The sequence below is a fragment of the Methylocapsa sp. D3K7 genome (genome assembly GCF_029855125.1).
Taxonomy (GTDB): Bacteria; Pseudomonadota; Alphaproteobacteria; order Rhizobiales; family Beijerinckiaceae; genus Methylocapsa.
Genome location: NZ_CP123229.1, coordinates 2,374,695 through 2,399,647 on the forward strand (window position 1 = coordinate 2,374,695; position 24,953 = coordinate 2,399,647).

General features: G+C 56.3%; 29 protein-coding genes and 1 pseudogene. 13 read left to right on the forward strand and 17 right to left on the reverse strand.

The annotated features are described in order from the left end of the window. Positions 1-2: 2 nt before the first annotated feature. The 3 genes from QEV83_RS11025 to QEV83_RS11035 form a co-directional block, all read right to left on the reverse strand. On the reverse strand, positions 3-1,769 hold the full coding sequence (locus QEV83_RS11025; RefSeq protein ID WP_280127789.1) for an alpha/beta fold hydrolase: 1,767 nt from the start codon (positions 1,767-1,769) through the stop codon (positions 3-5). Between the two features lie 436 nt (positions 1,770-2,205). Then, positions 2,206-2,775 (reverse strand): PRC-barrel domain-containing protein, encoded by a 570-nt coding sequence (locus QEV83_RS11030; RefSeq protein WP_280127790.1) that lies wholly within the window; start codon positions 2,773-2,775, stop codon positions 2,206-2,208. Between the two features lie 430 nt (positions 2,776-3,205). Continuing rightward, a complete protein-coding gene (locus tag QEV83_RS11035; RefSeq protein ID WP_280127791.1) occupies positions 3,206-3,469 on the reverse strand; it encodes a hypothetical protein in 264 nt (87 codons plus the stop codon). Between the two features lie 448 nt (positions 3,470-3,917). On the opposite strand from QEV83_RS11035, the gene phbB reads away from it, so the two are divergent. Both phbB and QEV83_RS11045 read left to right on the forward strand, forming a co-directional pair. Beyond that, positions 3,918-4,655, forward strand: coding sequence for an acetoacetyl-CoA reductase (gene phbB / locus QEV83_RS11040; RefSeq protein WP_280127792.1), 738 nt, complete (start codon positions 3,918-3,920; stop codon positions 4,653-4,655). Positions 4,656-4,784: 129 nt separating this feature from the next. Beyond that, positions 4,785-4,988, forward strand: a complete 204-nt coding sequence (locus QEV83_RS11045) for a hypothetical protein (protein ID WP_280127793.1) — start codon at positions 4,785-4,787, stop codon at positions 4,986-4,988. Between the two features lie 523 nt (positions 4,989-5,511). Here QEV83_RS11045 and QEV83_RS11055 read toward each other — a convergent pair. Then, entirely contained in the window at positions 5,512-6,000 is a 489-nt protein-coding gene (locus tag QEV83_RS11055) for a hypothetical protein (protein ID WP_280127795.1), read from the reverse strand. Between the two features lie 524 nt (positions 6,001-6,524). Beyond that, a pseudogene (locus QEV83_RS11060) lies at positions 6,525-7,195 on the reverse strand (Crp/Fnr family transcriptional regulator). A gap of 24 nt (positions 7,196-7,219) precedes the next feature. On the opposite strand from QEV83_RS11060, the gene QEV83_RS11065 reads away from it, so the two are divergent. The 3 genes from QEV83_RS11065 to QEV83_RS11075 all read left to right on the forward strand — a co-directional run bounded on the left by QEV83_RS11065 (position 7,220) and on the right by QEV83_RS11075 (position 10,158). After that, on the forward strand, positions 7,220-7,690 hold the full coding sequence (locus tag QEV83_RS11065; protein ID WP_280127796.1) for a hypothetical protein: 471 nt from the start codon (positions 7,220-7,222) through the stop codon (positions 7,688-7,690). Positions 7,691-8,016: 326 nt separating this feature from the next. Continuing rightward, complete coding sequence (locus QEV83_RS11070; RefSeq protein ID WP_280127797.1) at positions 8,017-9,564, forward strand: Fic family protein; 1,548 nt, start codon at positions 8,017-8,019, stop codon at positions 9,562-9,564. Between the two features lie 366 nt (positions 9,565-9,930). Further along, positions 9,931-10,158: a hypothetical protein gene (locus QEV83_RS11075; protein WP_280127798.1), complete on the forward strand. Its 228-nt coding sequence runs from the start codon at positions 9,931-9,933 to the stop codon at positions 10,156-10,158. 127 nt (positions 10,159-10,285) lie between these two features. Here QEV83_RS11075 and QEV83_RS11080 read toward each other — a convergent pair whose 3' ends face one another. Next, positions 10,286-10,483 carry a CsbD family protein gene (locus tag QEV83_RS11080; protein WP_280127799.1) on the reverse strand — a complete coding sequence of 66 codons (198 nt, stop codon included), beginning with the start codon at positions 10,481-10,483 and terminating at the stop codon, positions 10,286-10,288. A gap of 205 nt (positions 10,484-10,688) precedes the next feature. Beyond that, positions 10,689-11,114, reverse strand: coding sequence for a PRC-barrel domain-containing protein (locus QEV83_RS11085; RefSeq protein ID WP_280127800.1), 426 nt, complete (start codon positions 11,112-11,114; stop codon positions 10,689-10,691). Between the two features lie 172 nt (positions 11,115-11,286). On the opposite strand from QEV83_RS11085, the gene QEV83_RS11090 reads away from it, so the two are divergent. Continuing rightward, entirely contained in the window at positions 11,287-11,814 is a 528-nt protein-coding gene (locus QEV83_RS11090) for a hypothetical protein (protein ID WP_280127801.1), read from the forward strand. A gap of 134 nt (positions 11,815-11,948) precedes the next feature. Further along, positions 11,949-12,437 carry a ferritin-like domain-containing protein gene (locus tag QEV83_RS11095; RefSeq protein WP_280127802.1) on the forward strand — a complete coding sequence of 163 codons (489 nt, stop codon included), beginning with the start codon at positions 11,949-11,951 and terminating at the stop codon, positions 12,435-12,437. A gap of 150 nt (positions 12,438-12,587) precedes the next feature. Here the strand turns inward: QEV83_RS11095 and QEV83_RS11100 are convergent, their stop codons facing one another. Next, entirely contained in the window at positions 12,588-12,935 is a 348-nt protein-coding gene (locus QEV83_RS11100) for a response regulator (RefSeq protein WP_280127803.1), read from the reverse strand. A gap of 217 nt (positions 12,936-13,152) precedes the next feature. Between QEV83_RS11100 and QEV83_RS11105 the strand changes: the two genes are divergently transcribed. Together QEV83_RS11105 and QEV83_RS11110 are read left to right on the forward strand one after the other, a co-directional pair. Further along, complete coding sequence (locus tag QEV83_RS11105) at positions 13,153-13,863, forward strand: Crp/Fnr family transcriptional regulator (protein WP_280127804.1); 711 nt, start codon at positions 13,153-13,155, stop codon at positions 13,861-13,863. A 57-nt stretch (positions 13,864-13,920) separates the two neighbouring features. Continuing rightward, positions 13,921-14,406 carry a response regulator gene (locus tag QEV83_RS11110; RefSeq protein ID WP_280127805.1) on the forward strand — a complete coding sequence of 162 codons (486 nt, stop codon included), beginning with the start codon at positions 13,921-13,923 and terminating at the stop codon, positions 14,404-14,406. Positions 14,407-14,686: 280 nt separating this feature from the next. Here the strand turns inward: QEV83_RS11110 and QEV83_RS11115 are convergent, their stop codons facing one another. The 7 genes from QEV83_RS11115 to QEV83_RS11145 all read right to left on the reverse strand — a co-directional run bounded on the left by QEV83_RS11115 (position 14,687) and on the right by QEV83_RS11145 (position 21,114). Continuing rightward, positions 14,687-15,154: an SRPBCC family protein gene (locus tag QEV83_RS11115; RefSeq protein WP_280127806.1), complete on the reverse strand. Its 468-nt coding sequence runs from the start codon at positions 15,152-15,154 to the stop codon at positions 14,687-14,689. Positions 15,155-15,556: 402 nt separating this feature from the next. Continuing rightward, positions 15,557-16,648, reverse strand: coding sequence for an IS5 family transposase (locus QEV83_RS11120; protein ID WP_280127807.1), 1,092 nt, complete (start codon positions 16,646-16,648; stop codon positions 15,557-15,559). Between the two features lie 429 nt (positions 16,649-17,077). Further along, the gene (locus QEV83_RS11125; RefSeq protein WP_280127808.1) at positions 17,078-17,494 is read right to left on the reverse strand and encodes a DUF1236 domain-containing protein; all 417 of its coding nucleotides are present in this window, start codon (positions 17,492-17,494) and stop codon (positions 17,078-17,080) included. A 179-nt stretch (positions 17,495-17,673) separates the two neighbouring features. Continuing rightward, positions 17,674-18,021 carry a hypothetical protein gene (locus QEV83_RS11130; RefSeq protein ID WP_280127809.1) on the reverse strand — a complete coding sequence of 116 codons (348 nt, stop codon included), beginning with the start codon at positions 18,019-18,021 and terminating at the stop codon, positions 17,674-17,676. 62 nt (positions 18,022-18,083) lie between these two features. Continuing rightward, positions 18,084-18,335, reverse strand: a complete 252-nt coding sequence (locus QEV83_RS11135) for a hypothetical protein (RefSeq protein WP_280127810.1) — start codon at positions 18,333-18,335, stop codon at positions 18,084-18,086. Between the two features lie 113 nt (positions 18,336-18,448). Further along, complete coding sequence (locus tag QEV83_RS11140; RefSeq protein ID WP_280127811.1) at positions 18,449-20,419, reverse strand: type IV secretory system conjugative DNA transfer family protein; 1,971 nt, start codon at positions 20,417-20,419, stop codon at positions 18,449-18,451. Positions 20,420-20,430: 11 nt separating this feature from the next. Next, entirely contained in the window at positions 20,431-21,114 is a 684-nt protein-coding gene (locus tag QEV83_RS11145) for a SprT-like domain-containing protein (protein ID WP_280127812.1), read from the reverse strand. A 128-nt stretch (positions 21,115-21,242) separates the two neighbouring features. Between QEV83_RS11145 and QEV83_RS11150 the strand changes: the two genes are divergently transcribed. The 4 genes from QEV83_RS11150 to QEV83_RS11165 all read left to right on the forward strand — a co-directional run bounded on the left by QEV83_RS11150 (position 21,243) and on the right by QEV83_RS11165 (position 24,285). Further along, positions 21,243-22,439, forward strand: a complete 1,197-nt coding sequence (locus QEV83_RS11150; RefSeq protein WP_280127813.1) for an ankyrin repeat domain-containing protein — start codon at positions 21,243-21,245, stop codon at positions 22,437-22,439. 333 nt (positions 22,440-22,772) lie between these two features. Then, positions 22,773-23,141 carry a MobC family plasmid mobilization relaxosome protein gene (locus QEV83_RS11155; protein WP_280127814.1) on the forward strand — a complete coding sequence of 123 codons (369 nt, stop codon included), beginning with the start codon at positions 22,773-22,775 and terminating at the stop codon, positions 23,139-23,141. An 8-nt stretch (positions 23,142-23,149) separates the two neighbouring features. Then, on the forward strand, positions 23,150-23,920 hold the full coding sequence (locus QEV83_RS11160; RefSeq protein ID WP_280127815.1) for a relaxase/mobilization nuclease domain-containing protein: 771 nt from the start codon (positions 23,150-23,152) through the stop codon (positions 23,918-23,920). Then, positions 23,917-24,285, forward strand: a complete 369-nt coding sequence (locus tag QEV83_RS11165) for a hypothetical protein (RefSeq protein WP_280127816.1) — start codon at positions 23,917-23,919, stop codon at positions 24,283-24,285. Before QEV83_RS11160 ends, QEV83_RS11165 begins: the two co-directional genes overlap by 4 nt. A 46-nt stretch (positions 24,286-24,331) precedes the next feature. On the opposite strand, the gene QEV83_RS11170 is transcribed toward QEV83_RS11165, so the two are convergent. Continuing rightward, on the reverse strand, positions 24,332-24,667 hold the full coding sequence (locus QEV83_RS11170) for a helix-turn-helix transcriptional regulator (protein WP_280127817.1): 336 nt from the start codon (positions 24,665-24,667) through the stop codon (positions 24,332-24,334). Next, the gene (locus tag QEV83_RS11175) at positions 24,664-24,945 is read right to left on the reverse strand and encodes a type II toxin-antitoxin system RelE/ParE family toxin (protein ID WP_280127818.1); all 282 of its coding nucleotides are present in this window, start codon (positions 24,943-24,945) and stop codon (positions 24,664-24,666) included. Before QEV83_RS11175 ends, QEV83_RS11170 begins: the two co-directional genes overlap by 4 nt. Between the last annotated feature and the right edge of the window lie 8 nt (positions 24,946-24,953).

Genomic DNA, 24,953 nt, shown 5'->3' on the forward strand with positions numbered 1-24,953 from the left:
GGTTATCCTTCGCGTACATAGGTTCCTGGGGCGTCGCAGAGCGGCAGCAAGCCGGGCGCGCCCATCGGCGGAGGATCGACGCGCGGGCCAGAGTGCCGGTCGAGCCATTTGCTCCACTCCAGCCACCAGGACCCGTCCTGAGGAACCGTGTCGCGTTCCCATTCATCCGGACCAAGTGTGCGGGTGCCAGCGCCACGAACGCGGATGCGGAAGTGGCGGTGCGGGTGGCCGGGTTCGCTGACAATGCCTGCGTTGTGGCCACCGGAAGTTAGCACAAAGGTCAACTCACCATCGTTCAGAAGGTGCAGTTTGAACACCGAATGCCAGGGCGCGATGTGGTCGCGCTCAGTGCTCACTACGAACATCGGCAGTCTAATGTCATCCATGGCTAGCGGGCGGCCTGCGACGTGGAAACGACCCTCCGCGAGATCGTTGTGGAGGAACAATCCCCGCAGATACTCGATGTGCATGCGGGCCGGCAGGCGCGTGCCGTCGGCATTCCAGGCCATCAGGTCGAACGGCACCTCGTGCTCGCCAAGCAAGTAGTCGCGGATCGCGTGCGACCAGATGAGGTCGTTGGAACGCAACATCTGGAACGCGCCGCCCATCTGCGCGCTGCTCAGATATCCTTGTGTCTGCATCATCTCATTGAGAAAATCGAGCTGGTCCTCGGTGATAAACAGTTGCAGCTCACCGGCCTCGGTGAAGTCGGTCTGGGCGGCGAACAGCGACAGACTGGCGAGGCGGTCGTCGTTGTCACGTGCCATTGCGGCGGCGGCGATGGTCAACAACGTGCCGCCGAGGCAATAGCCCGTGGCGTGGATCTTCGCATCACCGCAGATCGCCTGCACCGCGTCGATCGCTGCGGTCACGCCTAGCGCGCGGTAATCATCGAGCGATGTGTCGCGCATCTCCTCGCCAGGATTGCGCCAGGAGATCGCGAACACGGTGCGCCCCTGCGCCACCAGCCAGCGGATCAGCGAATTGCCGGGGGAGAGGTCGAGGATATAGTATTTCATGATCCAGGCGGGTACGATCAGAACCGGCTCCACGCCGACTGTTGCGGTCGTCGGCGCATACTGAATCAGCTCGATCAATGCATTGCGGAACACGACCTTGCCTGGCGTGGCGGCAAGGTTGCCCCCAACCGTGAAGCTACTGGTGACCGCGCCGCCGTGTGCCGCTGCTTGGTCGCGCAGCAAGTTACGCATCCCGGCTGCGAGATTGGCTCCGCCAGTGTTGCGGGTGGCCTCGATCACCTCCGGGTTGAGCCAGGGGACGTTGGACGGCGACATCAGATCGAGCCATTGCCGCACGGTGAAGGCGACGATGCGTTGATTATGCGGGTCAACTCCGCCCGGACTGCGCACGACACTGTCCCACCATTCCTCACCGAGCAGCACCGCCTGAGTGAGCAGGTCGTAGGGACGCTGCTGCCACGCGGGATGCGCGAATCGGCGGTCACCCGGCAACGGTGCGATGGCTTTACCTCCTCCCATCGCGGTGTGCGCTAGGCGTTGACATTGCGCCAGTGCCGTGCGCGCCAGCGCCGCTGTCTGGAACGGCGCGTTCATTGCGTGTACGGCCCAATCCGAGAATGCAAGACCGAGAGTGCTGGGCGATCGCCCAGCAGTAAAGCGGCTCTGCGAGGCGTGCAGCATGCGATCGAGATTGGCTTCCGTGCTCAGTTTCGGTGGCGACGGCGCCTCCGGTGGCGGAATATCCCGGGGCGTTATAGGCGCCAGGGACGCCTTCGGCTTATCCAGCATGATGAGATGTCCTTGAGATGGAGTTCTTTCAGAAAGCTGAGACCCTTCGCGGAAGAGCACCAAAAAAGACCCCAGCCAGTGTTTGCTAGCCGGAGTTCTGGACCGAATGTTATAAAGGGGAGATTATGCGACGCACGGGATTAGACGACGCATGGCATCATCCACATTAAACATGAGTGTATGCGGCGTCTGGTCAAAATTGACCACTTTCTCGCATGAGATCCAAGATCAGAAGGAATGATACGCGGCTGCAGTTTCCTCGAAAGCGTCGTCAAAGATTCCGTCACGTTGGCATATTGAAAACGTAACAGATCTCGTGGCACGTCAAACTCACTCCCCAGCGACTAATTCACTCCATGTTCGAATGCCAATACCCTTCAAATGCTTTTGAATAGAAGCGGCGCACTCTAGGCCAGTCTGAACTTGGTGGGATTGATCAGGATTCGATAGAGTATTTGTATTCTGGGGCAGCCTTAAGCTGATCAGCGTTTGCGTTCATTGTGGCATGCCATTTGTTCTCCTTGGCATTTAAGCTGATTGCCGACGGGTGCACGACGACATAGTGCTCGCCCATCCCGAGAAAATCTCCCACGCTGACAATATAGCCCTTTAGGCCGTTTGCGTCTAAGGCGATATCCTTGATCGTGCCGATGTTTTGCTTGTCCTTGTTGTAGACATCCAAGCCGACTACATTCGAGCTAAGTTCGTCATGGGCGGGAACGTAAGCGAACATGCCGCTGGGGGTGGGGTTAGGCTCTCGTATCATGGCGGTGCAGACAAAAACGTCGGATATTCCCGCATGTTTTGCGATTTCCTTGGCAGTGTGAACAGCCGTCAAGAACGAAAGCTGACCCGAGGTGCTCGCAACCGTAATGGTAAGGCCAAGGGGATTTTTTGTTTCCGCGTATGCCTCGCCATATATGACGAGCACGTATTTTTGCCCGGCGGGAATCTCATCTTGTGACGAGATGTATTTTACTTTTGCCTTTTGTGTCTTTCTGAACATTCAGAAACCGCGCGATTTGTCGTTTCCGAGACGATCGTGGCCCATACCAGCCTCTCCCACACTGAGTGTTATCTACTATGTGCCACTAACACGCATTGCTCAGCTATCTGGTTGTTTTCGACAGTCGCGTTTTGCGAATGTGCGGCCTTTTGTATGACATGATGATGATAGTAGTGAATCAGCTGCCAGCATACGTCGTCAGCGCGAGGGCACGGTTCCGTGCTTCGAAATCTCGTTCTTGGCGCATAGCTGGGGTTGATCGAACTTCCGCTTCGGGTTGGATTCTGGACCTTCAGATCAAACGTACCTGAAGCCCAGAAGAGGGCATTGTCTCGGCGATTTTGGCTTGTGGCCCAACTGGCGGTCAAGTAGCCAGGGATGAAGAAAATCAGCTACCAAGGGTACCGCGACGGGTTCTTGGATGAGACGGCTAAACTCGCTCTTTCGTCACCAGAGCAGCCCGATCTTTTCCCCACCGCCCCTCCGCAGCCTTCTTAGCGATCGCGGATCTCTCAGCCTCAGTAAGGGATTTGGCACGCGCTGCTCCTCCCTTTTTCCACATGGCGGACGCGGCGGGGTCAATTCCGCGCTCCTCCGGCGTTGGCTCGCGATCTTCAACCACACCGGTCGCAATATCGACCATGCGCTTTGCCCATTGGTTAAGGTCGCGCGGGCGTTTTGGGGACTTGGTCATTTGTTATTATAAGCCGCCATGCTGCAGCATGTTTAAGCATCACTTCGTTCGCCTCGCTATCGGCTTCGCGTCGAGTCGCGTAAGAATGCGGGGATCGAATATGAATTTGACTACCCTCGCAAACCACCCACCGGAACCGCAATACGTTCAAAGGATCAGCCTCAATCCTCACCGTGAATGGATGAATCTCGCCCATCCTTGCATTATGGGACGATAGAGGCGACACCGCCAGAGCAAAATCATTTGGCCTTATTCAAACTGGCTCACTGCCAAGTACTTGGCAATGGCGTCAAGACCCGTATCGACAGGCCGAAGACATGACCTTCCCCACGATCAAACGCAACGCCACAAAATAACCCTTGATCAGCGGTCCCCATCCAGACATGACAATGCCCTGACCGCAAGTTCATGACTAATTGGCTTCGGCAATAAGACAGGGAGGATATTCATGCGCGTTGCAGTAATCACGGGTGGAATGGGCGGGCTTGGCGATTCGATCAGCGCGAAAATGCACGCGGCCGGCTACCGGGTTGTGGTCACCCATTCGCCGAGCAATACGAAAGCAAAGGACTGGATCTCCGAACACAAGGCCAGCGGTCGCGAATTCAGTGCCTACCCAGTCGACGTAGCGGATTTCGATTCCTGCAAGGAGTGCGTCGCACGGATTGCCGAAGAAGTCGGACCCGTTGATATTCTGGTCAACAACGCGGGTATAACCCGCGACACCACGTTCAAGAAAATGAGTAAGGGCGACTGGGATTTGGTCATACGCACCAATCTCGACTCGGTCTTCAACATGACCAAACAGGTCATGGATGGCATGGTCGACCGCGGCTGGGGGCGTGTCGTCAACGTATCCTCGGTAAATGGCTCAAAGGGGGCATTCGGACAAACCAACTATTCAGCCGCGAAGGCCGGAATGCACGGCTTCACCAAGGCGTTGGCGCTCGAGGTTGCGCGCAAAGAGGTTACCGTCAACACCATCTCGCCTGGGTACATCGGCACCAAGATGGTCATGGCGATCCCGAAGGATGTGCTCGATACGAAGATTCTGCCACAGATCCCGCTTGGACGCCTCGGTAAGCCCGAAGAAATTGCAGGTCTTATCATCTACCTATGCTCGGACGAGGCGGCGTTCGTGACCGGTGCCAATATCGCGATCAACGGCGGTCAACACATGCAGTAGCTGCTATGGCGCCCAGTACCCCGAATGCGTACCTGGAGTGTCTCACTCTGAAATATGAGGCTGTCGACTTCCGTTCGCGGCAATCCTTTATCCCATGCTATGCTAAGCGCAAAGCATGGAGGTAGAATAATGGCTATAGTCCATGAGTTCGTAGAGGATTGGATCGAAATGCGCTCCAAGCTACAGCGGCAGCTTAAGCTGCTTGAGGGTGGAATGGGTAAGGAAATAAATGCCATAGGGAGCACGACAGAAGCGACCAAAATCCGCATTAAGAAATGGATCGATGAGTTAAATGACCTTTTGAAAGAATACGCGCACGCCGACCGGACATAAAGGCGAGAAGCCCGGCCGGGCGGAGGCGAACTTAGTCGAGACCGCACATTCGGCGATACCGCTGGCAATTGCCTTGGCCTTGTTCGCCTAATTCCTCTTTATTGAGGCAAGCTTTCCGCAATTCCCTGCATTCCAGCCGCCAAGCCGAGCGGCCAGTGTGCGCGCCCTCCACTTCGAAGCCTTTCGGTCCAACCTCAACAGCCTGTGAGAATGCTGACGTGGGAAAGGCTAAAAGCAATACAGCAGCTATAGTGACTGCATATGTACACATAAAACAGCCTCCTGGCTTTTTTGAGAAGGAGCAACCGAGGTAAACCTAACTGGTCCCTGGGACGCCTGGCCGCGACCTCGGCGGCATGAAACGACCTCGCGTCCAGATCGCCCTGAACGGCAGAGGTGATGTGCGGGCCTCCACATATGACAACGCCGATCTTCGTCATGGTCTGCACCTTTCCCTGGCTAAACAACGAGGCTCATTGGCAAAGAAAATTGCCGACGAACCATCACTCTGCAGGCGATGCCTTTATAAATTAATGGTCGTTGGGCGATAAAGCTTCGCAGGGCGGGTTGCGGCGGTGAGCTTGGCGAGGGATTTTCTCCAGCGGCTCCGTTCGGCGGCCATCTTGTTTGCGGCTGAGTGTTTTTGGGCTTCAGCGAAAAGCCTGGCGGTTTGCTCCAGCAATTTGATGTGCTCGCGCATGTAGTCGCTTATCGCGGCGATTGCAGCAGCCACTGCCGGCGGTGAGCTGTGGCTATGCACCGCGTTTTCTATCATTTCGTTGGCCGCATGGCTTGGCAGCAGTACCCAGACGTCTAACCCGTAATCACGGTCTGCCAGCTCGTAAAGAGTTTCTTCATCGAAAGAAATCATTTCGCCATCCGCAAATTTACCAAGCGGCGAGTCCTTGCTGAAAATCGCAAATATTGTGTCGTTAAATGCGTCGCCAACCTGCCCATGCTCGAACCATCGTGTCATGAGCGCAATGGCCACCCTTCTGTGGTGAGCCGGCATTTTCTAATGCCTTCCTTCGTAAACTTCTAAGCCGGTCACGGTTTTTCTGACGAAATTGATGAAACTTCGATAGTGACCAGAGTTCGCTTAAAACTACGCCAAATCTAAGAAAAAGACTGTGCAGAATTGCTCACATCAAAAAAGTCTTCAAAGCGCGTCCCCATGCCCGCGCGCTGCGAAATCAGCACACATCGAGCGAATTTTCATCTTCGGGAGGAGGCTATGACAGGGAAGGGTGCAAAGCCTAATACCTAGTCCTGTACCGGTAATCCCCGGACAAAAGAAAGCGCCCGCCGGGGAGGATCGGCGGGCGCTTCTGACCAGCGAGGGGCTTAAAAGAGGCAGGAGCCCCTCGGGGCGCAACTGAATCGTATCCAATTGTCGCGATCACAGAGGAGCTATCCCCAATTCAAGATCAAGTCTGTACAAAATAGCTCACACTTCAAAATAACTTGCTCAAATCTCAATGAAAGCGGCTAAAGCCACGTCTTCACATGCCTCATCCGCTCGCAAAATGTGCACATTTAAGTCTCGATGTGCGGCTCCTCATGCAGAACGAGATTCAACAAGGAACTGTGGACTGCGATGCCGCCGTTGTAGTGAATGAAACCCAGTTTTCTGAATTTGTTCATGAAGAAACTCACGCGAGACCGGGTCGTTCCGATCATTTCCGCAAGAGTCTCCTGGCTGATTTTCGCGATCATCGGTTCCGGTTTGTCGTCCTTGCCAAAGTTCGCCAACAGCAGGAGCAGCCGGGCGAGCCGTTTCTCGCTCGAATTGAACAGCTGATCGACGAGATCCGCTTCGACGCGGAGGGTTCGGCCCAGAAGATGCGCAATGAACATCTCAGAGAATGCTGGTTCCTGATGAAGCACGCGGACGATGGCGGCTTTTTCCAGCCGCACGTGACGGAGTCTGTCATTGCCGTGACCGTCGCTATGCACTGAACCTGGCTGGTTAGACAGCCTTCGCCGAAGAATTCGTTCGTTCCCAGAATTGCGACGACGGCTTCCTTGCCTTGCTTCGAAACGACGGTGAGCTTCACCTTACCTTTCTGGATGTAGAAGACTGAATCCGCGGGATCCCCTTGAGAAAAGACGATCTGATCACTGTGGTAAGCACCAATGCTCCGGCCTTCGCCAACCTTGGCGAGAAATGTTTTCGGACTAAATGACGCTTTGCGTTTGATCGCCATGACGCGGCCGTCTGCCCCGAATCTTTGAACATCGAAGCTTCAATTATCATAAGGCGCGACAGATGGCAGGACCGTCTGCCCGAAGACCATGCCGATCTGTGGGGCTGGTGTCTTGATCAGACGCAGGACACACTTCTCGCCCTGATGGCAATCTGCGCCGCCCATACGGTCGATGCCGTGCAGACGAAACAGGGCGGACAGGATTCCGAAAGCCTCCGTCATGCCGACGATCTCGCCAACGCCCTGAATCTCGACATGGGGCAGTGGTTTACGCCCACCGCTGCGAACTTCTTCGGCAAGGTCAGCAGACAGGCCATGCTGGACGCCATCGCCGAAGCGAAGGGAACGCCCTGCGCCCCCGCATGGGAGAAGCTGAAAAAGCCGGAACTGGCGGCTCTTGCCGAACGCCAGATTGCCGGGACCGGCTGGCTGCCGAAGCCGCTTCGGCTGCCTCCGCAGACAACGACTGTGGCTGCTCTCTCTAAAGCGGCTTGATCGAACCGGCCTCTGACCGGCCGCGCCTTCCCAAACAAATGGGGTGCGGCCGGTCGGACGGCCGCGCATTTTTTTCTGCGCCCCAGGGCAAGCCCTGCCGCCGCGCCCGCCCTGTTTCCGGCCTTGGCAGGCCGGGACGCCGGAGTCAAAGTCACTGTATTCATTTGATATTATGTCTTTATGACGTAATACACTTGCATCTGCGCAGCCCAATTCACGCGTACCAATGCAGCATCATTGACTTGTAGATGTGCATCATTATATACTTGTAAGCGTGTCGCAGAAACCACTTGTAGGGCCTCAAGCCTGGAATGCCGGGGGATCGCTTGCCAACACCAAACGAGAAACTGGCTGAGTCGCTTTCCGCGCTTCAAGAGCTTCAAAAGGGCGGACGACGCGTCTTTCAATCGAAGGAACTCACGCGCGTCCATCGGGAGCGCTTGCTTCGGAACGGCTTTGTCCAGGAAGTCATGAAGGGATGGCTGATCTCGTCAAGCCCCGGCGCCCGTGACGGGGACACGACACCCTGGTACGCCTCGTTCTGGGAATTTTGTGCCCGTTACTGCAATGACCGCTTCGGCGATTCGTGGCACCTTTCACCGGAGCAATCGCTTCTTCTCCATGCCGAGAACACGGTCATTCCCACACAGGCGATCGTCTACAGCCCCAAAGGCACGAACAACATCGTGAAGCTGTTGTTCGGCACGTCCCTTTATGACTTGAAGCAGCCACACATGCCGCCCCCCGCAGACGTGACAGTCCGTGACGGCTTGCGCCTTTTTTCCCCCGCCGCCGCTTTGGTCAAGGTTCCGGAGGCCTTCTTCATCCGATACCCGATCGAATCACAAGTCGCGCTCGCGAGCATGTCCGACGCATCTGAAGTGCTGCGGTGCCTCCTTGATGGAGGGCACTCGGTTGTTGCCGGCAGGCTGGCGGGCGCGTTCCGCCGCATAGGCCGCCCCGAATTCGCCGGCGAGATCATCACGACCATGAAAGCCGCGAGTTACACCGTCCGTGAAGCCGATCCCTTTGACCATCAACAGACGTTTGGATCGCTCTCCGCAACGACAGCCCCCATTGTCGGTCGCCTTCAAACGATGTGGAAGACAATGCGGGAACCCGTCATCAATGCGTTTCCAAAGTCTCCCGGACTGCCGAAGAACAAGGACAAATATCTGCGATTCGTCGATGAAATCTATAGAAGCGACGCCTACCACTCACTATCCATCGAAGGATACCACGTCACGCCCGACCTGATCGAACGAGTGCGTTCAGGCAGCTGGAATCCCGATCGTCATGATGATGATCGCCAGAGCCGCGATGCCTTGGCCGCCCGCGGTTACTGGCAAGCCTTTCAGGCCGTCAAGGCGAGCGTCGCCGGGATTATCGGCGGCGCCAATTCCGGCGCACTTGTCCGCACAGCCCATCGCGACTGGTATCGAGAACTATTCCAGCCCTGCGTCGCGGCCGGTCTGCTGCCCGCTTCGGCGCTTGCCGGTTATCGCAATTATCCGGTCTATCTGCGAACGTCACGCTATGTACCGCCGCGTTGGGAAACCGTGCGCGATGCCATGCCGGCCCTGTTCGATTTGATCGAACAGGAACCCGAGCCCGGCGTTCGCGCCGTCCTTGGACATTGGCTGTTCGGTTACATTCATCCGTACCCCGATGGCAACGGGCGCGTGGCGCGCTTTCTCATGAATGCAATGCTGGCTTCCGGCGGCTACCCGTGGACGGTCATTCGCGTCGAAGATCGTGACGCCTATTTGAGCGCTCTCGATCGAGCCAGCATCGATATGGATATCGGTCCGTTCGCTCACTTCATCGCGGAACGGGTGCAATGGTCCCTGGACCAGGCAGGGCACTCTGCTTGAATGGCATAGACGGCCCCCTTCGCCGTCTGTTCCCTATCTTGCGCCGCGCTGATGCGGTTCCAGAACGAATCCTCCGCTGATATTCAATGCCAGACGCTTCAAGGATTCTGGTTTCAAGAACGATTGCGGCATTCCCCGTTGCTTCCTTATGCCTCTTGCCTCTTGCCGCTCCCCCACCGGGCTCGATCCCCGCACGCCAGCCTTAGAGTGCCAACCTGGCGGAACGCGGCCCTCATGACCGCAAGCCCTTCTTCGGTTCCCCCTGAAGGTCTCCCCCAAACAAGGGCTTGCGTCCGGGCCTATGCGCCCCGCCCACGGAAAGGCACGGCTGGCATGGGGTCAGCCCTGAAATGAAGGAGCAAGACAATGGCTTACGGTAAAAACAACGCGAAGAAAGCGCCGCAACGCGAAACCATTCCCCCGGCATTGATCGCCTGGCACGTTTCAGAACGCGGGGAAAAGAAGTTCTGGAACCGCATCGGCGCAGCCTGGGAGCACGAGGACGGCGAGGGCCTGACCCTGCAGCTCGACCTGCTTCCGGTCTCAGGCGGCCGCATCGTTCTCCGCAAACCGAAGGAGGACGATCAGGCCTGAACCGAGAGGAGCCCGGTTCGCCCCGGCTCCTCTTACTGTGGGTCAGCTCATCCTACTTCATGATAGACGTCTAGGGCAGTGGCCCGCGAGGTGCAGACCAGGTCGGCACCCTCATTTCAAAAATTATTTATGTTTTCGCGATCCAGTCGTCGACTTCCGCCTTCGTCTTATCTTTTCCGTAGCCATACTTCTCCTGAATCTTGCCTTCCAACTGCTCACGCTTTCCGTTGACCTGGGCGAGATCGTCATCCGTCAGCTTGCCCCACTGCTCCTTGAGCTTTCCCGTCAATTGTTTCCAATTCCCTTCGATCATATCCCAACTCATGTGCTCCTCCGTGTTTGCGTTTGGCCTGCGGACTGAACAATTTGAAAGGCGTTTCGTTCCCCCCTTAGTCTGCTTCAAACGGAGATGGAGTTTTGCAGGCTCTGCGGTATTGCCCTTGCTTGTGCGTCTTCAAGGACATGCCCGGCTAACATTGCTCCATCTCCCTTCCGTTCAAACGTACATTCGCGTTAGAGTTAAGCGTTCGTCACTTGTCTTTGACGATCCAGACGCCTTCGACTTTATCGAACGAAACGCCCGGCGCGGACTTGAGCGCGTCCTTCGTCGCATTGATCGTCAGCCATATTTTACTATCTTTTTCAGTCGCCTTGATGGCTTCAAAAGGCACAGCGACTTCCTTGTCGCCTATGCCAAGAAATCCTCCGACCGAGATGATTACAGCTTCGACGTTGCCGCTTCTATCGAGGAGAAGATCTTCAACTTTGCCGACTTTCTTCTCGTTTGGATCATAGATTGCCTTTGTGTGAAGATTAGAAACGAGCAGCGCATCCTTTGGGAGCGTTTGCAGGAAATCGCCGGTGACTGCTGCGTGTTGGGCAGTCGCGATTTGCGATGAAGCCGCTACTGCAAGGAAAGTCAGAGCGCCTGCCAAGAGGGTTTTTTTCACTTCCATTTTCTCCATTGTTGAGGACTGACTTAATCTCTGGCGCGGGAAAGAGTTCCACATGATCAAGGCGTTTAAACAACGTCTTTCGGGCGTGTCGGGCTGGCGCTCGCCGGGCCATATTCGGCTCGCGCCTCACCGAGCCTGAGGTCTCGGCCACAGAGCCTGTCCGCAGACGCCGATGATGGCGTCCGAGACGGTGCCGCTGCTGTCGATCACAAGGTCGCTGACCTTGCCAATCTTGTGTTCGGTAAGTGGTAGCGAAATTGCAGGCATCGCTTGGATACCTTTCCCTGCAGCTGCGCAAAATAGTTTGCCTGCTGAACCTTTTCAGAGGAATGCAGTTGAGCCCGCGAGATGTTTTTTGTGTCTCCATTCAGGTTGGCAAAGTGTGCAGACTTTAGAGGTCCAAGATATGGCAAAAGGAAAAAGTGGCTTGCCAGCAATAGCTCTCAACGCGGTCAAATTGACCGCGTTCGCTCCCATCGTTATTGCTTTGCGCATGGTGAAGATCGGTGCCGGAGGGGCGGCGGGCAAATCAGAGAGCAGGCGAATGGTGGGTGAAAAAATGAAAGCCGCCTCGGACGCAACATTCGATGCTGCAAAGACCGTCCTCACCGGACATCCTGGCAAGGTGCCGGGACGCACGCTCGCTCTCTATCAAAAGCGCGTCGCCGCTAATTTCAAGCGTCTTTTGATCAATAGGTGAACGTGGATCTTCAAAAAGGCAGGTCCGGCGGACTCGCTTGGTCTGATCAACCGCTTTGGTGAAGGGCGTTGATCGACAAATAAAAGAGGGTGTCCGCCACCAGCAGGGGCCGACAAATTGTTAAGGAGAGTCCAATGGCCGTCAAATCGATGAATGATCTGTTTTTGCGTACGCTCAAGGATATCTATTACGCCGAAAAGCAGATCTATAAAAACCTTCCGAAGATGGCAAAGAGCGCGGGATCTAAAGACCTCAAACAAGCCTTCGAAAAGCATCGCGAGGAGACAAAGCAGCAAATTGAGCGGCTCGAGACGATTTTCGAACAATGCGGCGCCGCCGCTCGCGCTATACGCTGCGAGGCAATGGACGGGATACTGGCGGAGGCCAAGGAGGTCATGGAGGAAATTGAAGACGGTCAAGTTCATGACGCGGGCATTCTTGCCGCGGCGCAGACTGTCGAACATTATGAGATTTCGCGCTATGGCACACTCATCGCATGGGCGGATCAACTCGGCATGAAGGATGCGAGCAAGCTCCTCAAGGAGACGTTAGACGAGGAAAAGAAAACCGACCAGCTGCTCAGTCAACTCGCGGTGGCGAATATCAATCAACAAGCGGGGTGAAAATTTGCTTCCAGGTCGCGTCACCCGGCCTGGTGGGAAACGTTCCGCTCCTCCGTTAAAGATGGCGTTGAAACCAGGAAATTTTTTCGATTTCCTCGCTTTCTGGTAAGTTTTGATCGGGGGTGCCCCTGTCGATATCGCTATCTCAGATCAGCATGGTAGCGCCTTCAACGCTTGTTCAATTTGCGCGGGATGAAAGGGCTTCGAAATGAACGCCGATTCCTGCAGTTCATGAGGCAAGTCATCTTTCCGCGAACCGGACACAAAGACATACGGGATGTGTTTATTTTTGAGCATCCGCGCAATTTCGAAGGTCTTGCCGTTCGTCACTTCAATGTCCAGAAACGCAAAGTCCAGGTTTTGTTGGAGCGCCTTCTCTGCAGCAGCCGCAGAGGTTTGGATAACAAACGTCGCCGAGACAATGTTTTCGATCATGAACTGTAGCATCATAGAGATCAGAGGCTCGTCTTCGACGATCAGAATACGCAAATTTTTCATGAAGATTAGCCTCTGGCGCTGCCGCGAGGATGATTTTGATTGCCCTGGCGAACCTGCTTAGAGCAAAAAGGTTTCGTTCTTAAAGTCAGATACCCTCCAGACGCTGCCTTATTCGATCTCTATGTAGTTGAACAATTGCCGTGGAGGCGCTTGTCGGCACGTTAGCCTTCGCAATCCCTGCGGTCATTGGCCTTGCGGTCGGACAGGGAGAAAAGCTATGGCATCGGACCCGTCCGGCCAGGGCAGGCAAAACAGCCTGCTCGCGGCGCTTTCGCCTGAAGACCATGCACTTTTGGCTCCCCACTTCAAGGAAATGGCCTTGAAAATGGGGACGGTCTTGCAAGAGCCGGAAACCCCCATCGAGTTTGTCTATTTTCCTCTTGAGGGGATGGTCTCCCTTTTTGCCGTGATGTCGGATGGGCGAGGTATCGAGATAGCGACGGTTGGCAAGGAAGGCGTGGTCGGCGCCATGTGCGGGTTCGGCATCCGCCTGGGCTTGACGCGGGCCGTTGTGCAGGCGCCAGTGGTGGCCTGCCGCATTTCCTGTCTGCACTTTCACGCAGCCGTTCAGAACAGTGAACCCCTCCGGAATTTAATGGCGAGCTACAATGAAGCTCTCTTGGCACAGGTTCAGCAAACGGCGGCGTGCAATGCTCTCCACTCGATCGAGTGCCGCCTCGCCCGCTGGCTGCTTCAGACGCACGATCGAGTCGAGAGTGACGTGCTGCCTCTGACTCAGGAATTCCTGTCGCAAATGCTCGGGGTCAATCGGACGACCGTAACGTTAGTAGCACGCCAACTCCAAAAGGCGGGTTTGATTCAGAATCGGCGGGGCCGCGTCATTGTGCTTGACCGCCAGGGCCTGGAAGAGGTGGCGTGCGAGTGCTACGCCCTGGTTCGGAACCGCACACGCGCCTTATTGCCATAAGGCTTAGGCATTTATTTCGAGTTATGTCGGATACCCGACGGTCAGGTTTGGTGGTAAATGAGAAAAGCAACTAAAGAAGCGTCTCAAGCGACAAAATTGGACAGCGACCGGGTGCACGAGAATAAATCAAGAATCCCTCTGCACCCGCTGGAAGGACGAGCTTTTCTCCTTGTCGAGGACGATGTATTGATCGCGATGAGCGTTGAATCCTGTCTTCTGGATGCAGGCGCCGCGACCGTTAAAATAGCCGGCTCGACCGCTTTGGCGAAGAGGGTCCTTGACGAAGGCATTCGGTTTGACGCCGCGATCGTCGATCTCTTGTTGAACAACGAAGACGCCTCTCCCTTAATCGAAATTTTATCTGAGCTAGGCATTCCCGTCGTGGTCTCGACGGGTGCGGACATCGATCTCGGACACCCTGCGTTCAGCAGCGCGGTGGTGTTCCTTCAAAAGCCCTACAATGACAGCGACCTCATCGAAGCCCTCGTTGAATGGACTGGTGGCGGCCTTTTGGCGTCGTCTGCGAATTCACGGAATACTTAACAATTTTTCGGGATTTTTGATTGGACCAGCAAGCCAAAGCGTTTCAATATAAACACCATTCCATGACCTAACAATTTGTCTCCAGAATCGGACATCGGCAGCACCGAGGTGGTGCAGGCAGTCCGCCACGGCATGGGAAGCGCACGAGGCACTTGGCGGCAGCGGCGCGAAGGAACGACGCGGTTATCGCAGTCAGTCGTGGCTTGCCGTCTCCAATATAGGCTTCCTTAGTAATCGCTTGAAATTCGCGTTCCCGGCATGACCCGCTATGTTTGATTTTTCAGGCCGCCGCCGCGAGCCTGGACCGGATGTCTTCTTCGCCCCACCCCATCACAACATTATGGTTCCAGACAAAAACCGGCCGCAGAATTGGGGCCAGTATCTTCATCCAGGGTTTCGTGACCTCGACGTTCCAGTCATATCGAACATGCGTTCGCTCACCGTCCGGACGCAAGGTCCAAAGGCCGCGACCGTCGAGCTCGCCTGAGGCTTGTCCTTCGATGATGGACATGGGTTCGATGCGGGTCATCCGCGTGTCAAAGGTCAGCTGATACGGCAAGGCCGTCTTCCAGGTGATCCGGTGGATGGACCCGAGCCCGTTCGCATCCCCCGCCTTCAGCAGTTCGACCTGGCTGACGGCCCGCCACCACAAGGGCCACTCCTCGATCGACGTTAGCAAAGGCCACACGCGCTCGACCGGCGCATCGAGACGCCATTCGGTCATCAAATTGAACTGCTTCGCCGCCATCTCATCGAATCCTGTTTAATTGAGGCATACACGCCGAAGGCCGCGTCCCCTTGACCCAGAAAGCTATGTAACGATGCAGCGACCCTTCGGGCCGCGAACCGGGCGTCGATCCCTCTGACCGGCCAATTCCTTTTCAGGAGGTACGTCTCTTAGACGATCCAGACTACTCATTTTCGGTAATCAGCCTGGGCCGCTTTTCCGCGCTAAAGGATTCCATTTTGCGCGCGATTCAGCGTCTCTGCGCCTGGTTCGGAAGGTGGACACCTCCAATAACCGTGTTTTTGCGGACTGATTCTCGGTTGACACCCGTGCTCACGTGGGCCGCTGGATTGTCGCTGCTCCGCGGGCTGCTTTTGATGGCGTACGGCGCGCCGTTTGGCTGAGCCGGCCTCTCTGGCCTGTTTATGCCGTCACTGGCCGGGACGTCAGCCAGAGCATTCGTTTCATGTTGTAGGCGAGATTGGCGAGGCCTATTTTCATTGTTGCCCGAGTCAGCCCAATGGTGCGGATGACAAGCGCCATCGGCCCCTTCTGCCTGGCGAAGACATGTTCGACGAAGGCCCGAACCTTGGACTTCTTGCCGTTGGCTCTTGCGATGGCTTCCGGCATCGGCTTGCCCTTCGGCTTCTTGCGATGGATCTGACTGCGTAAGCCATTCCTGATCATATGCTCTTCGTTCTTCGCCGAACGGTAAGCGGTATCGGCCCAAACGTCGCTGGCGGTGTTCTGCTTATCGATCAGATTCGGCAACTGCGCCCCGTCATGGCGGGCCGCATCCGTCGTCCTCCATGTGCGGATCAAGCCATGAGCGCGGTCGATGCCGATATGGTTCTTGTAGCCAAAGGCGGGGATCGCGATATCGACCCGCTTTGCGCCGTCCTCGGCAGGCTTGGCCTTCGTAAACTTGACCGCCCAACGCGCATCGCGGTCCTTCTGGCGCAATTTCGCGGGCTTGGTTTTCCAAGCCTCGGGGATGCAGCCTTCCTTGATCGCCTTCTTCTCGGCCTCGGTGTTGCGCTGCCTTGGCGCGGCGACGATCGTGGCGTCGACGATCTGGCCGCCCATGGCGAGGAGTCCTGCTTCGGTCAGTGCCGCGTCAAAACGCTTGAACAGAACCTCGATCGCAGGCTTGCCATCAACGATCGTGCGCGTCAGCGACTCACGGAAGTTCCAGATCGAGTTCGCGTCGGGCACGCGGTCGGCGAGGGTCAGCCCCAGGAACCGCATGAACGATAAGCGGTCCTTGATCAGATATTCCGTCCGCTCATCTGAAAGCGAATGGCTCGCCTGAAGGATCAGGATCTTGAACATCAGGATGTGATCATAGGGCGGCCGCCCGCCCTTCGACCGATCGCTCCTGGGCGCGGCGCGCTCAAGATCAGCTCGAAAGACTTCAAAATCAACGATTTGATTCAGCCGCTCGAGATCGTCGCCCTTCGCCGAAATGTCTTTCAGACGCTCGTCGAGATCAAAAAACCCTGGCTGTCCGACCATCCAACGGATCCTCTCCCGAAACAGGCAAAGTGAATCACAAAATTACGCTAACCGCACCAGTTTTTGGAGGTCTCCAGGTTCCCCAGCCGGGGACCGAGCGCAACTGCGAGGGTTGAGGCAAATGGTCAGGCTAGGTAACCCAGCAAATTGTCGCAGTATATTAATACCATAGCATGAAAATATTGCACTGCTACCCGTTCGCGTATTATGCTTGTAGAGTTCTCAACCTGAATTTGTAGCTGGTTGCTTAGTAGCATTTTGTCAAAACCTTACCATTCCTGCATGACCGAAGCCGGAATGAGGTACATAACGAGGAACTTCTTCTGGTTGCTGACCACGGGTAAATCCTTTCAGTTGGTTGTTCTCCTGAACAGTAAAAGACCGTCCTGCGGGACGGTCTCCTAGAATTGCAAAAGGTGACGGCGATATCTAGTCCAGGATTTCGACGATGCGATTAGTCCGCGGGTCGACAAGGACGGTTTGTCCGTTGATCACAGCGTAACGATAGTCGCGGACCCCGTATTCTTGAGGAACATCGTAATATGTAACCTCTCCGCCGGGCAGAACAGTTCCTACCCCAATGCTGTCTCGGTAGCTATAGGATGTATGATGTTGACGGCCTACATATTCATGAAAGCGTGGGCGCTGATCAAGCCCAAGCAGTCCTTTGACTCCGCCTGTGACACCACCGACGACACCGCCCACAACCCCACCCACCGGACCGGCGACGGCATTTCCTTCAGCCGCGCCTTGTGCCGCACCCCGCGGTACGCCTTGCGCTGATACGGCAAAAGGCGATGACAGCAAGAGGGCGAGCGAACCAGCAGCGACGAATATATTTTTCATACGTTTTTCCCATCTCAAAAGTAACACTGAGGTGAAGACAACCATGGTTGCGACCGTTAGTTCCATGATTATGTGGTTGGCGTCCGATTATGCGGTGGTGGCGTTCTTGCAGATAATGTCACCACCGAAATGAATATATTCACCATCGAACAGCCGACGAAGGCAAAGGGGAATTCCACCTACTGGTCACTAAAGACAGTCAGCAAAACCTTGCCCTTCTCGCCGAGGATGCAGATCAAATTCTTTGCCTTGCTGGATGTTTTCTTTTCAATGGAGGCGTCTCCAAGCACCATCGCTTTGATATCGACACCGCCAATTTGAGCATTCATTTTTATGACGCGGACGCTGTCGAGATCCAGCTCAACGTCTTTTATTGTTGGCGAATGCTCCTTCAACGCGATAAGGCCGCTTGCTCTGCAGGCGTCAATTTCAGGCGCGTCCGCATTTTCCGAGGCTGTCGTCTCAGAATATGCAGCGATGGGAAAAAGTACCGCAGGAATTAAAATAAGGCGTGCTTTGAGTCGCATGTAATGGATCCCCAGTTTGTGATGGGGTAACACTTAAAGTGCAGTTATCGTTCCAATCAGCATCATCCTCTAGGCTCCCTTTTTTTTGCTGGAGCGGGCGAAGAGAACATCTGGATCACCGGGCAATTGTCGTCGTGGTAACTATCCGGGTAAAAGTAGCGCTCTCCATACGCATTCACATAATGGAACTCCACATAGTACGCACATTTCTTTCCGTCCCATTTGCATTCGTATGTGGTCAGGAGATAGGGCGACCCATAGCGCGATGCCAGGGCGCATATCGCCAGCGCGGCAGTCGTCAATTGAACTTTCATGAACAGGTTCCTTTGTCTGATGGCGGGTGAGCAAAGGACAGCGAGGTTGCGGGGCTGCCCTTTGCCAGATGTTCCGGTCGGGTTTCGCTTGTGCGATTTCTGCCGCACCCGATTTACCGCCCGCGCTTGTTCCTGCGGAGCCGCCACCATCCCATGAAGGTTTGTCCGGGGTTGTAGGTCAGGGCAGGAAAATGTGGGACGCCGCCATTTGGCTTTTTGAAGGAAAACTTCCAGCGCCATACCAAGTCACCAATCGCCTCCTTGATCGCGTCGCGGCTGTGCTCGAAGGGGTCGGCTGAGTACCTGTTGCGTTTAAACGTTTTGTCGTAAGGGGTGCGGCCCAGCAGGAACGCTTCGCCCGACTCGGTAAAGACAGTCACATTGTCGCTGCTGTGGCTGATGGCCCTTGAAAGCTCCAGAGGGTCCCGCAGGCTGGCGCCGCCGGTAACCTCCCAGCCATAGCCGTCAGGGCCGCGCATGCGCCGCCAGAGGATTCGCCGGCCCAGCCGTTCCGACAGGTACTTTGCGGTGGTCTGGTCGTTGACCGCGAATACCATCCACTGGCCGGAATTGCCGAGGAACGTTTCCCAGTTCTGGGGATAGAGTTCCTGCAATTGGCCGATATTCTGGATGATCGGCCACAGCTTCACGCCATAGCCCGCCATAAGGCCCGCGGATTTCGCCAGCTGCTGCAGGCGGCCGAGCGCGTAGAATTCATCGAGGAGAAACAGGGTCGCGTATTTCCCCTTCCGACCTTCGGCCGCCGACTGCAGGGCGAGATTGACGAACATGCGCAGGAATCGGGTGTGGACATCGAGAAATTGCGGCGGCAGGACCAGATAGATGGTTGTCATGCCGTTGTTCAGATCGCGCAGGCTGAAATCAGACGCGCCAAGGGTGCGCTGCATGCCCGCGCTATCCAGCCACTTCGTGTGCGCGATGGCAGTCGAGATAACGTCGCCCGCCGCGTTCTTGCCGGCCTGCAATACCCCGGCGGCGCCGGCCTGCGCCAGCCCGCCCAGCTCCGCCATCTCTTCGAGCGGCGGGCCGTCCGGATGAATCAGCAACCCTCGCACGGTGGCGAGGTTGCGTTCGTCGTATCCGACGTTTTTCGAAATCATCACATAGTCGATGATCCCGCTGATGAGCGACTTCGCCGAATTATCGAAATAGGAATCCTTCGACGAGCTCGGGACGACCAGCGCATCGGCGATCAGATCGACGCGCTCGCTGTAATCAGGGGCTGCCGGGTCGAGCTCGGCGAGCGGATTGAACCGGGCTATATATCTAAGTAATTTCGGGTCGCGGATTTCGCCCAGCGGGTCGACGATCCTGACCGTATGGTTGAGGCATTCCACCAGGCCGTCGCCGCCTTGCCCGCGCTTCAGGGCCGTCACGCAGGCATTCTGCCCCTTCGGGTCGATCACCAGCGCCGATCCGGGCCAGGTGAGAAGATTGGGAATGATGACAGACCGCCCCTTGCCGCCGCGACTGGTGGCGATTGTGGTGATATGGCGGTCATCCTCGATGCCGACCAGCCATTTCGGATCGTAAAGCGACGCCCCCAGAAGAATCTGGCCGGGTTGCCACGGATTCGCCCATTCATCCATCAGGCCGGAAAAGCGGGCGGTGCCGCCGAGACCGACATGGCGGCCGCCAATGAACCACCGCAACGGACGCGTTGTCCGGCCGATGATGATTTTCATGGGCCGCATTGCCGCGCAAACGCAGAGGGGCAGGATCACGGTCATCAGCGGTAAAGCGCGGGGAAGCAAAGTGGCGAACGCGCAGGCCGTGAGGAAAACGACGACAAAAAGAACTGCGTTCGCGACGATGCCGACCGTCCTGCGGCCCAGCCTCGAATTCCAGAGCCCGTCGCTTCCGCCCCTGTTCCGCATGGCCTGCAGCAGCCTGGAAAGCCACATCAAAAGGACGACCAGCAGGACGCCCGATATCAGCGGACTGCTTTTATAAACTTCATTCGCGTACTCCCGCGGCGCGAGATGCCAGAGCAGCAACGCAAAAGAGTCCTGGTATTGAAGCCACGCATAAAGAGCGGCGCAGACGGCCGTGAACATAATCATCGCAGGCTCTCCTAGGTTTCGGGTGTGTGATTGGATTTGCTGGACGCTTCTGAAGCGCCGGCGGCAGCGTCTGAAATCGTCATCGGCCCATGTAACGGGCAATGCGGCGGGCCGGGTTCGGCGATCCAGCAAGCCGCGACCCGCACCGTGTACCCGCAGCTGTGATCCGCGCAGGCGGCCTTGAGCATGCGGGTTCCTTGTTTCTTCGGGCGATCCGCCACCGCGCCGCCGCCGAGCGTAACGCGGTCGAAGTTCAGCCTTGCGTGGGGAAACGGCCCCAGCGCGGCCACCACCTCGTTTAAACGCTCTTTGAGCACCGGCCCTGGCAGGGCGTTCCGCATCGGCCCTTCGAGACCGATCTTGAGGGCCGCGTCCCGGAAGGCTTTGCCATGCTTCGCCTCAGGCGGCAGCGCCGCGTGCACGAGCTCATGCGCGAGTACCCCAAGCACCTCCGCCGGATCAGCGAAATCCGCGCGGATGATAATCTCGTGGTGGCCGTCGTCGGAGGCGCAGGCATGCCAGCACTCTCCCGCAACCTTCCCTTTTTTGCCCTGCGATGTGAACGCGACCGAACACCGGACCTTCTCCGGCAAGTGAAGGCCAAGTTTGGCGAAATACGGTCTTAGTTCGTTGATGGCGCCCCGAAGCCAGGCTTCGCGACTGCTGTGGTCGTTGGCCGTGCGAGCTTTCTGCATGTGTCCTTTCCTCCGACAGTCCTGTGTCAGAGGTTGGGTGCACTGCCCCGTTTGACATTAGTCACGGATTGGTCATCGTAACGAACGGCTGCTGCGACAGGCAAGGACGGAGGCAAATTGGCGCTGGCATGAACCGATCGTCCGAGCCCTTATTCGATGAGGAAGCCCGTCAGGTTATTCGCGAAAAACTGCTGCACTATACGAGACCGCGCCATATGGGCGTACATGCGCTTGCCAGGAAAATTGAAAATTCACATTCCACGAAGCCACGAATTCCCATCAGCACGTTACAGAGGTTTCTTCGCGACAGCGCTTGGACAAACGATATGTACGTCGGGTGGCTCAAACGCTTTGCGGAGGACTTGCCGTCTCCCGATCCGATCGCCTCGCTTGGAATCGCAATGGCGGAATTGTTCGGCTCAAAAGACACAGCGCAATACGCAGAAACTTACAATTTAGAAACCTTGGGCCGGATTGTCAGACGTCACTATCGCCTTAAATCCACTCTGGAAATGACACCGAATAAAGGATTTTGTCGGGTCGTTGAGTGGGCCGAATACAAGCGATTTTCGATCTCTGCAGGTGTTCTGGTCTGCAGCGGGGAGACAGTCATTTTAATGCTTCAGGATAATCTGAGCTGTCAGCCTAAACACCTCTTGTTACAGACTAGTTTGGAGTATGGTTGCTGGGAATTGTCCGGGCGTGGAACAATGGTGGAATTCGAACCGGGCGTCGCGACGACGTCTCGCCAATTATCATTGTTTTCAATTTCGGCGAAGATGATAAGGCGCGGACTGGTGCCAGTTGTCGCTACATCTCCGTTGACGCCTACGATTGATAGCTGCCAGCGCTATATGAACTTGGTCGTCGCGAGGAGTTTTAAAAATTTACCTCCGCCCAGTTTTGATGACTCATCCCTTATTCGGCCTGTCGCAATGAGACCCCGGCAATCGGACGACACGCTAAACGCGGAACACGAAGGCCCGGCAGCATTGAACCAGCAATCCATAGCGGATCAGAACGCCTTATTGATTGCCGCAAAAGGCGACGACATAGCGACGGTGCAACGGCTTTATGAAATGGGCGTGGATATCAATATGCCGGATTCTGATACAGGATTGACCGCGCTTCATTTGGCAGTCGCCCGGAATGCGCTTGATGTCGCGAGATTTCTGGTAAGCGTGGGCGCGTTGTTCGTCCCGGACCGGTTTGGCCGTATGCCGACGATAGTCGCAGCTGAGTGCCGGGTGAGCGAAATCATGTGCGATTACATTGTTGAGGCGGAAGCGGCCGCCGAGACCGAGTCTGGGGCAAAGGGTGTTTAAACGGCGCCGGTCTCGAACATAGGGCAGATTTGACACTCCCCCTTAAGCCGGATCTTGTCACGCGTTTTTAATTCGTAAAGCTGCTCTATATCGTTCCTGAATTTGGCATTATCCAGATAAGAATTCGATCTTTTCCGCATTGCGCTATTCACAACATTTGATATTATTTTTAGCATTATTTTTTCTACTTATACATTGCTTGTATAAATCTATTGAAAGCGATAGTTGTAAGGCCATATACTGAATAGAGGGGATAGCGAGCAATGTTTTTGTTATACAAAAACGCTCGTCAGGGGGCGCCCCCTGAAACCCCGCTATGAGCGGCCATGTACAATGAATGAACGGACACCACGCTTCCGCCGAGGCGGCAGGCCTCGCAAAACCGACTCCGAAAAACGCAGGTTGCTGATTGCAGCCCGCGTTCGCCCTGATGAGCTTGCAATCATCGAGGGTCGCGCGGCCGAGGCCAATTTTCCTTTGTCCGATTTTCTCCGCGAGCAGGCTTTGACCGGCGTCATTATCGTTCGCCGGTCGCGCAGGCTGAGCCCCATCGACCGGCACGACCTCGCCCGCATCGGCTCGAACCTTAACCAGATCGCGCGTGCCTGCAATACGACCGGGGACACATTTCGCGCGCGTCACATCGAAGCCACCCTTGAGGAGTTGCGGGGCCTGCTCAGGCGCATCGACGCGCCGGGCTAGGCCGCCCCATGAACTGGGCCAAAGGCAGAGCCACCAAGGGTCGCGGGACGTCCTTCAAGGGCGCGCTTGTTTACGTCCTGCACGATAAGAACGCGCAGTCCTCCGAACGTGTTGGCTTCGTGGATTTACACAATCTGGCAACCGACGATCCGCACCGGGTCTGGCGCGAAATGAAGGCATTGTGCGATGCCGCCGATGAGCTGAAACAGCGGTCTGGTATCGAGGCGACGGGGCGCAAGCTGACCAAACCGGTTTACGCTTTTACCCTCAACTGGCACGAGGCCGACAACCCTGATCCGGCGCATATGCGCGAGACCGCTATGGATGCCTTGCACGCGCTCGGCATGGAAAACCTGCAGGCGATCATTGTCGAACATAGAGACAGGCCGCACAAGCATGTCCATGTCATCGTCAACCTGGTCAACCCGGAGACAGGTCAGGCAGCATCCCTCTCGAACGACGCCCACAAACTCGACCGGTGGGCCGACGATTACGAGCAGACACGGGGCGTTATCCGCAGTCCGGCCCGCCGCGCCAAATTCCAGGCTCTCGACAATGGCATCAAGCCGCCGAAGCGGCCAGCAAACGCCAAGACCAGAGAGGAATGGCTGGCCACAAGGAAGCTGAACGGCGAAAAGGCGAAACAACGCGCCGCCGAAATCAGGACAGCCTATGCCGCCTATGTCGCAAGGCTAAAGGCCGCACATGGCGACGCGGCCAAAATTCGCTCTATGGAAGCCGACAAGCTGTGGAATGTCAAAGGAACCGCGAAATCATGAAAAGCCGTCATGCAAAGGAAATTGCCGCGCAACGGACGGCCTGGCGACTCCTGGCCGAAGATCGGCAGAAAATCTGGTCGGATTATCGCCAGACTTTCGGCATTTCGGACTCCGGGCAAAGCCAGACAGAGCAGGAAAGAACCCCTCGCGATCAATTCCAGGATGCGGCATCGGGACGTGACCCGACCCGGCGCAAGCCCGAGAATGAGCAGGAATCCTCAGGCAGATCGAACCGACAAGGCTGGCGCGCAAGACGATCGGCAGCAGAACGGAAAGACGATGGATCATACCGCGAGCGGGATAGAGGCAAAAGCGATGATAGCGGCGGCCGCAGCCGCCAGCGCGATCGTCACGATCCGGATTGATAATGCTTCTGCAAGCCGTCTATATCGAGCTTGATCAATGTTACTTTCAAACCTTCGCGCTCAGTCGCGGGGCGAGGACAGCGCGTTTTACATTTTGCCGCACCTTCACGTTAACGTCGACGCGCTGATCCAGACGGCCGAGAACCGTCATGAGACGGTCTACGGTGAAGCGCCCGAGGTTTGCGTTGCGAATCCGGGAGAAATCGGCGGCGGCAATGCCCGTCAGTTCTCCAGCCTTGCGGACCGTCAGGCCCTTGCGGTCTAAAATTTTAATGATCTGAGCCGCCAGGATGGCGCGCAATTGCTCAAGGTCGGGGTTGGGCATGTCGAAGTCGCGGAAAATATTGCCGCTCCCTCGAACCAGTTCAAAATCGTCGCTCATCGCAGAGCCTCCTTCAATCGTTTGATCCGTTCGCGGATCAGGTCAATTTCGGCCTTTGGCGTACTGATCCCGCTTTTCGATTTCTTCTGGAACGCATGTACAATCCAGATATCGTCCCCCATTTGCAGTGCGTACACGACACGGAAGGCATCCCCTCGATGCTTCAATGCCAGTTCCAGCACACCGGACCCAAAGCCTGTCAGCGGCTTCGCGATGTCAGGGTGTCCGCCTTCGGCAACGATGGTCAGGGCGCGGGCCATATCCTGCCGCGCCCCCAAGGGGAACT

Bases quoted from the DNA above. Each gene is read 5' to 3' on its own strand.
- QEV83_RS11055 (WP_280127795.1), bottom strand. From the start codon at position 6,000: ATGCCGGCTCACCACAGAAGGGTGGCCATTGCGCTCATGACACGATGG.
- QEV83_RS11025 (WP_280127789.1), bottom strand. From the start codon at position 1,769: ATGCTGGATAAGCCGAAGGCGTCCCTGGCGCCTATAACGCCCCGGGAT.
- QEV83_RS11160 (WP_280127815.1), top strand. From the start codon at position 23,150: ATGAACTGGGCCAAAGGCAGAGCCACCAAGGGTCGCGGGACGTCCTTC.
- phbB (WP_280127792.1), top strand. From the start codon at position 3,918: ATGCGCGTTGCAGTAATCACGGGTGGAATGGGCGGGCTTGGCGATTCG.
- QEV83_RS11115 (WP_280127806.1), bottom strand. From the start codon at position 15,154: ATGGCGGCGAAGCAGTTCAATTTGATGACCGAATGGCGTCTCGATGCG.
- QEV83_RS11080 (WP_280127799.1), bottom strand. From the start codon at position 10,483: ATGAGTTGGGATATGATCGAAGGGAATTGGAAACAATTGACGGGAAAG.
- QEV83_RS11030 (WP_280127790.1), bottom strand. From the start codon at position 2,775: ATGTTCAGAAAGACACAAAAGGCAAAAGTAAAATACATCTCGTCACAA.
- QEV83_RS11150 (WP_280127813.1), top strand. From the start codon at position 21,243: ATGAACCGATCGTCCGAGCCCTTATTCGATGAGGAAGCCCGTCAGGTT.
- QEV83_RS11120 (WP_280127807.1), bottom strand. From the start codon at position 16,648: ATGGTCGGACAGCCAGGGTTTTTTGATCTCGACGAGCGTCTGAAAGAC.
- QEV83_RS11035 (WP_280127791.1), bottom strand. From the start codon at position 3,469: ATGACCAAGTCCCCAAAACGCCCGCGCGACCTTAACCAATGGGCAAAG.
- QEV83_RS11155 (WP_280127814.1), top strand. From the start codon at position 22,773: ATGAATGAACGGACACCACGCTTCCGCCGAGGCGGCAGGCCTCGCAAA.
- QEV83_RS11130 (WP_280127809.1), bottom strand. From the start codon at position 18,021: ATGCGACTCAAAGCACGCCTTATTTTAATTCCTGCGGTACTTTTTCCC.
- QEV83_RS11075 (WP_280127798.1), top strand. From the start codon at position 9,931: ATGGCTTACGGTAAAAACAACGCGAAGAAAGCGCCGCAACGCGAAACC.
- QEV83_RS11145 (WP_280127812.1), bottom strand. From the start codon at position 21,114: ATGCAGAAAGCTCGCACGGCCAACGACCACAGCAGTCGCGAAGCCTGG.
- QEV83_RS11140 (WP_280127811.1), bottom strand. From the start codon at position 20,419: ATGATTATGTTCACGGCCGTCTGCGCCGCTCTTTATGCGTGGCTTCAA.
- QEV83_RS11100 (WP_280127803.1), bottom strand. From the start codon at position 12,935: ATGAAAAATTTGCGTATTCTGATCGTCGAAGACGAGCCTCTGATCTCT.
- QEV83_RS11170 (WP_280127817.1), bottom strand. From the start codon at position 24,667: ATGAGCGACGATTTTGAACTGGTTCGAGGGAGCGGCAATATTTTCCGC.
- QEV83_RS11110 (WP_280127805.1), top strand. From the start codon at position 13,921: ATGAGAAAAGCAACTAAAGAAGCGTCTCAAGCGACAAAATTGGACAGC.
- QEV83_RS11105 (WP_280127804.1), top strand. From the start codon at position 13,153: ATGGCATCGGACCCGTCCGGCCAGGGCAGGCAAAACAGCCTGCTCGCG.
- QEV83_RS11165 (WP_280127816.1), top strand. From the start codon at position 23,917: ATGAAAAGCCGTCATGCAAAGGAAATTGCCGCGCAACGGACGGCCTGG.
- QEV83_RS11085 (WP_280127800.1), bottom strand. From the start codon at position 11,114: ATGGAAGTGAAAAAAACCCTCTTGGCAGGCGCTCTGACTTTCCTTGCA.
- QEV83_RS11045 (WP_280127793.1), top strand. From the start codon at position 4,785: ATGGCTATAGTCCATGAGTTCGTAGAGGATTGGATCGAAATGCGCTCC.
- QEV83_RS11095 (WP_280127802.1), top strand. From the start codon at position 11,949: ATGGCCGTCAAATCGATGAATGATCTGTTTTTGCGTACGCTCAAGGAT.
- QEV83_RS11090 (WP_280127801.1), top strand. From the start codon at position 11,287: ATGATGGCGTCCGAGACGGTGCCGCTGCTGTCGATCACAAGGTCGCTG.
- QEV83_RS11135 (WP_280127810.1), bottom strand. From the start codon at position 18,335: ATGAAAGTTCAATTGACGACTGCCGCGCTGGCGATATGCGCCCTGGCA.
- QEV83_RS11125 (WP_280127808.1), bottom strand. From the start codon at position 17,494: ATGAAAAATATATTCGTCGCTGCTGGTTCGCTCGCCCTCTTGCTGTCA.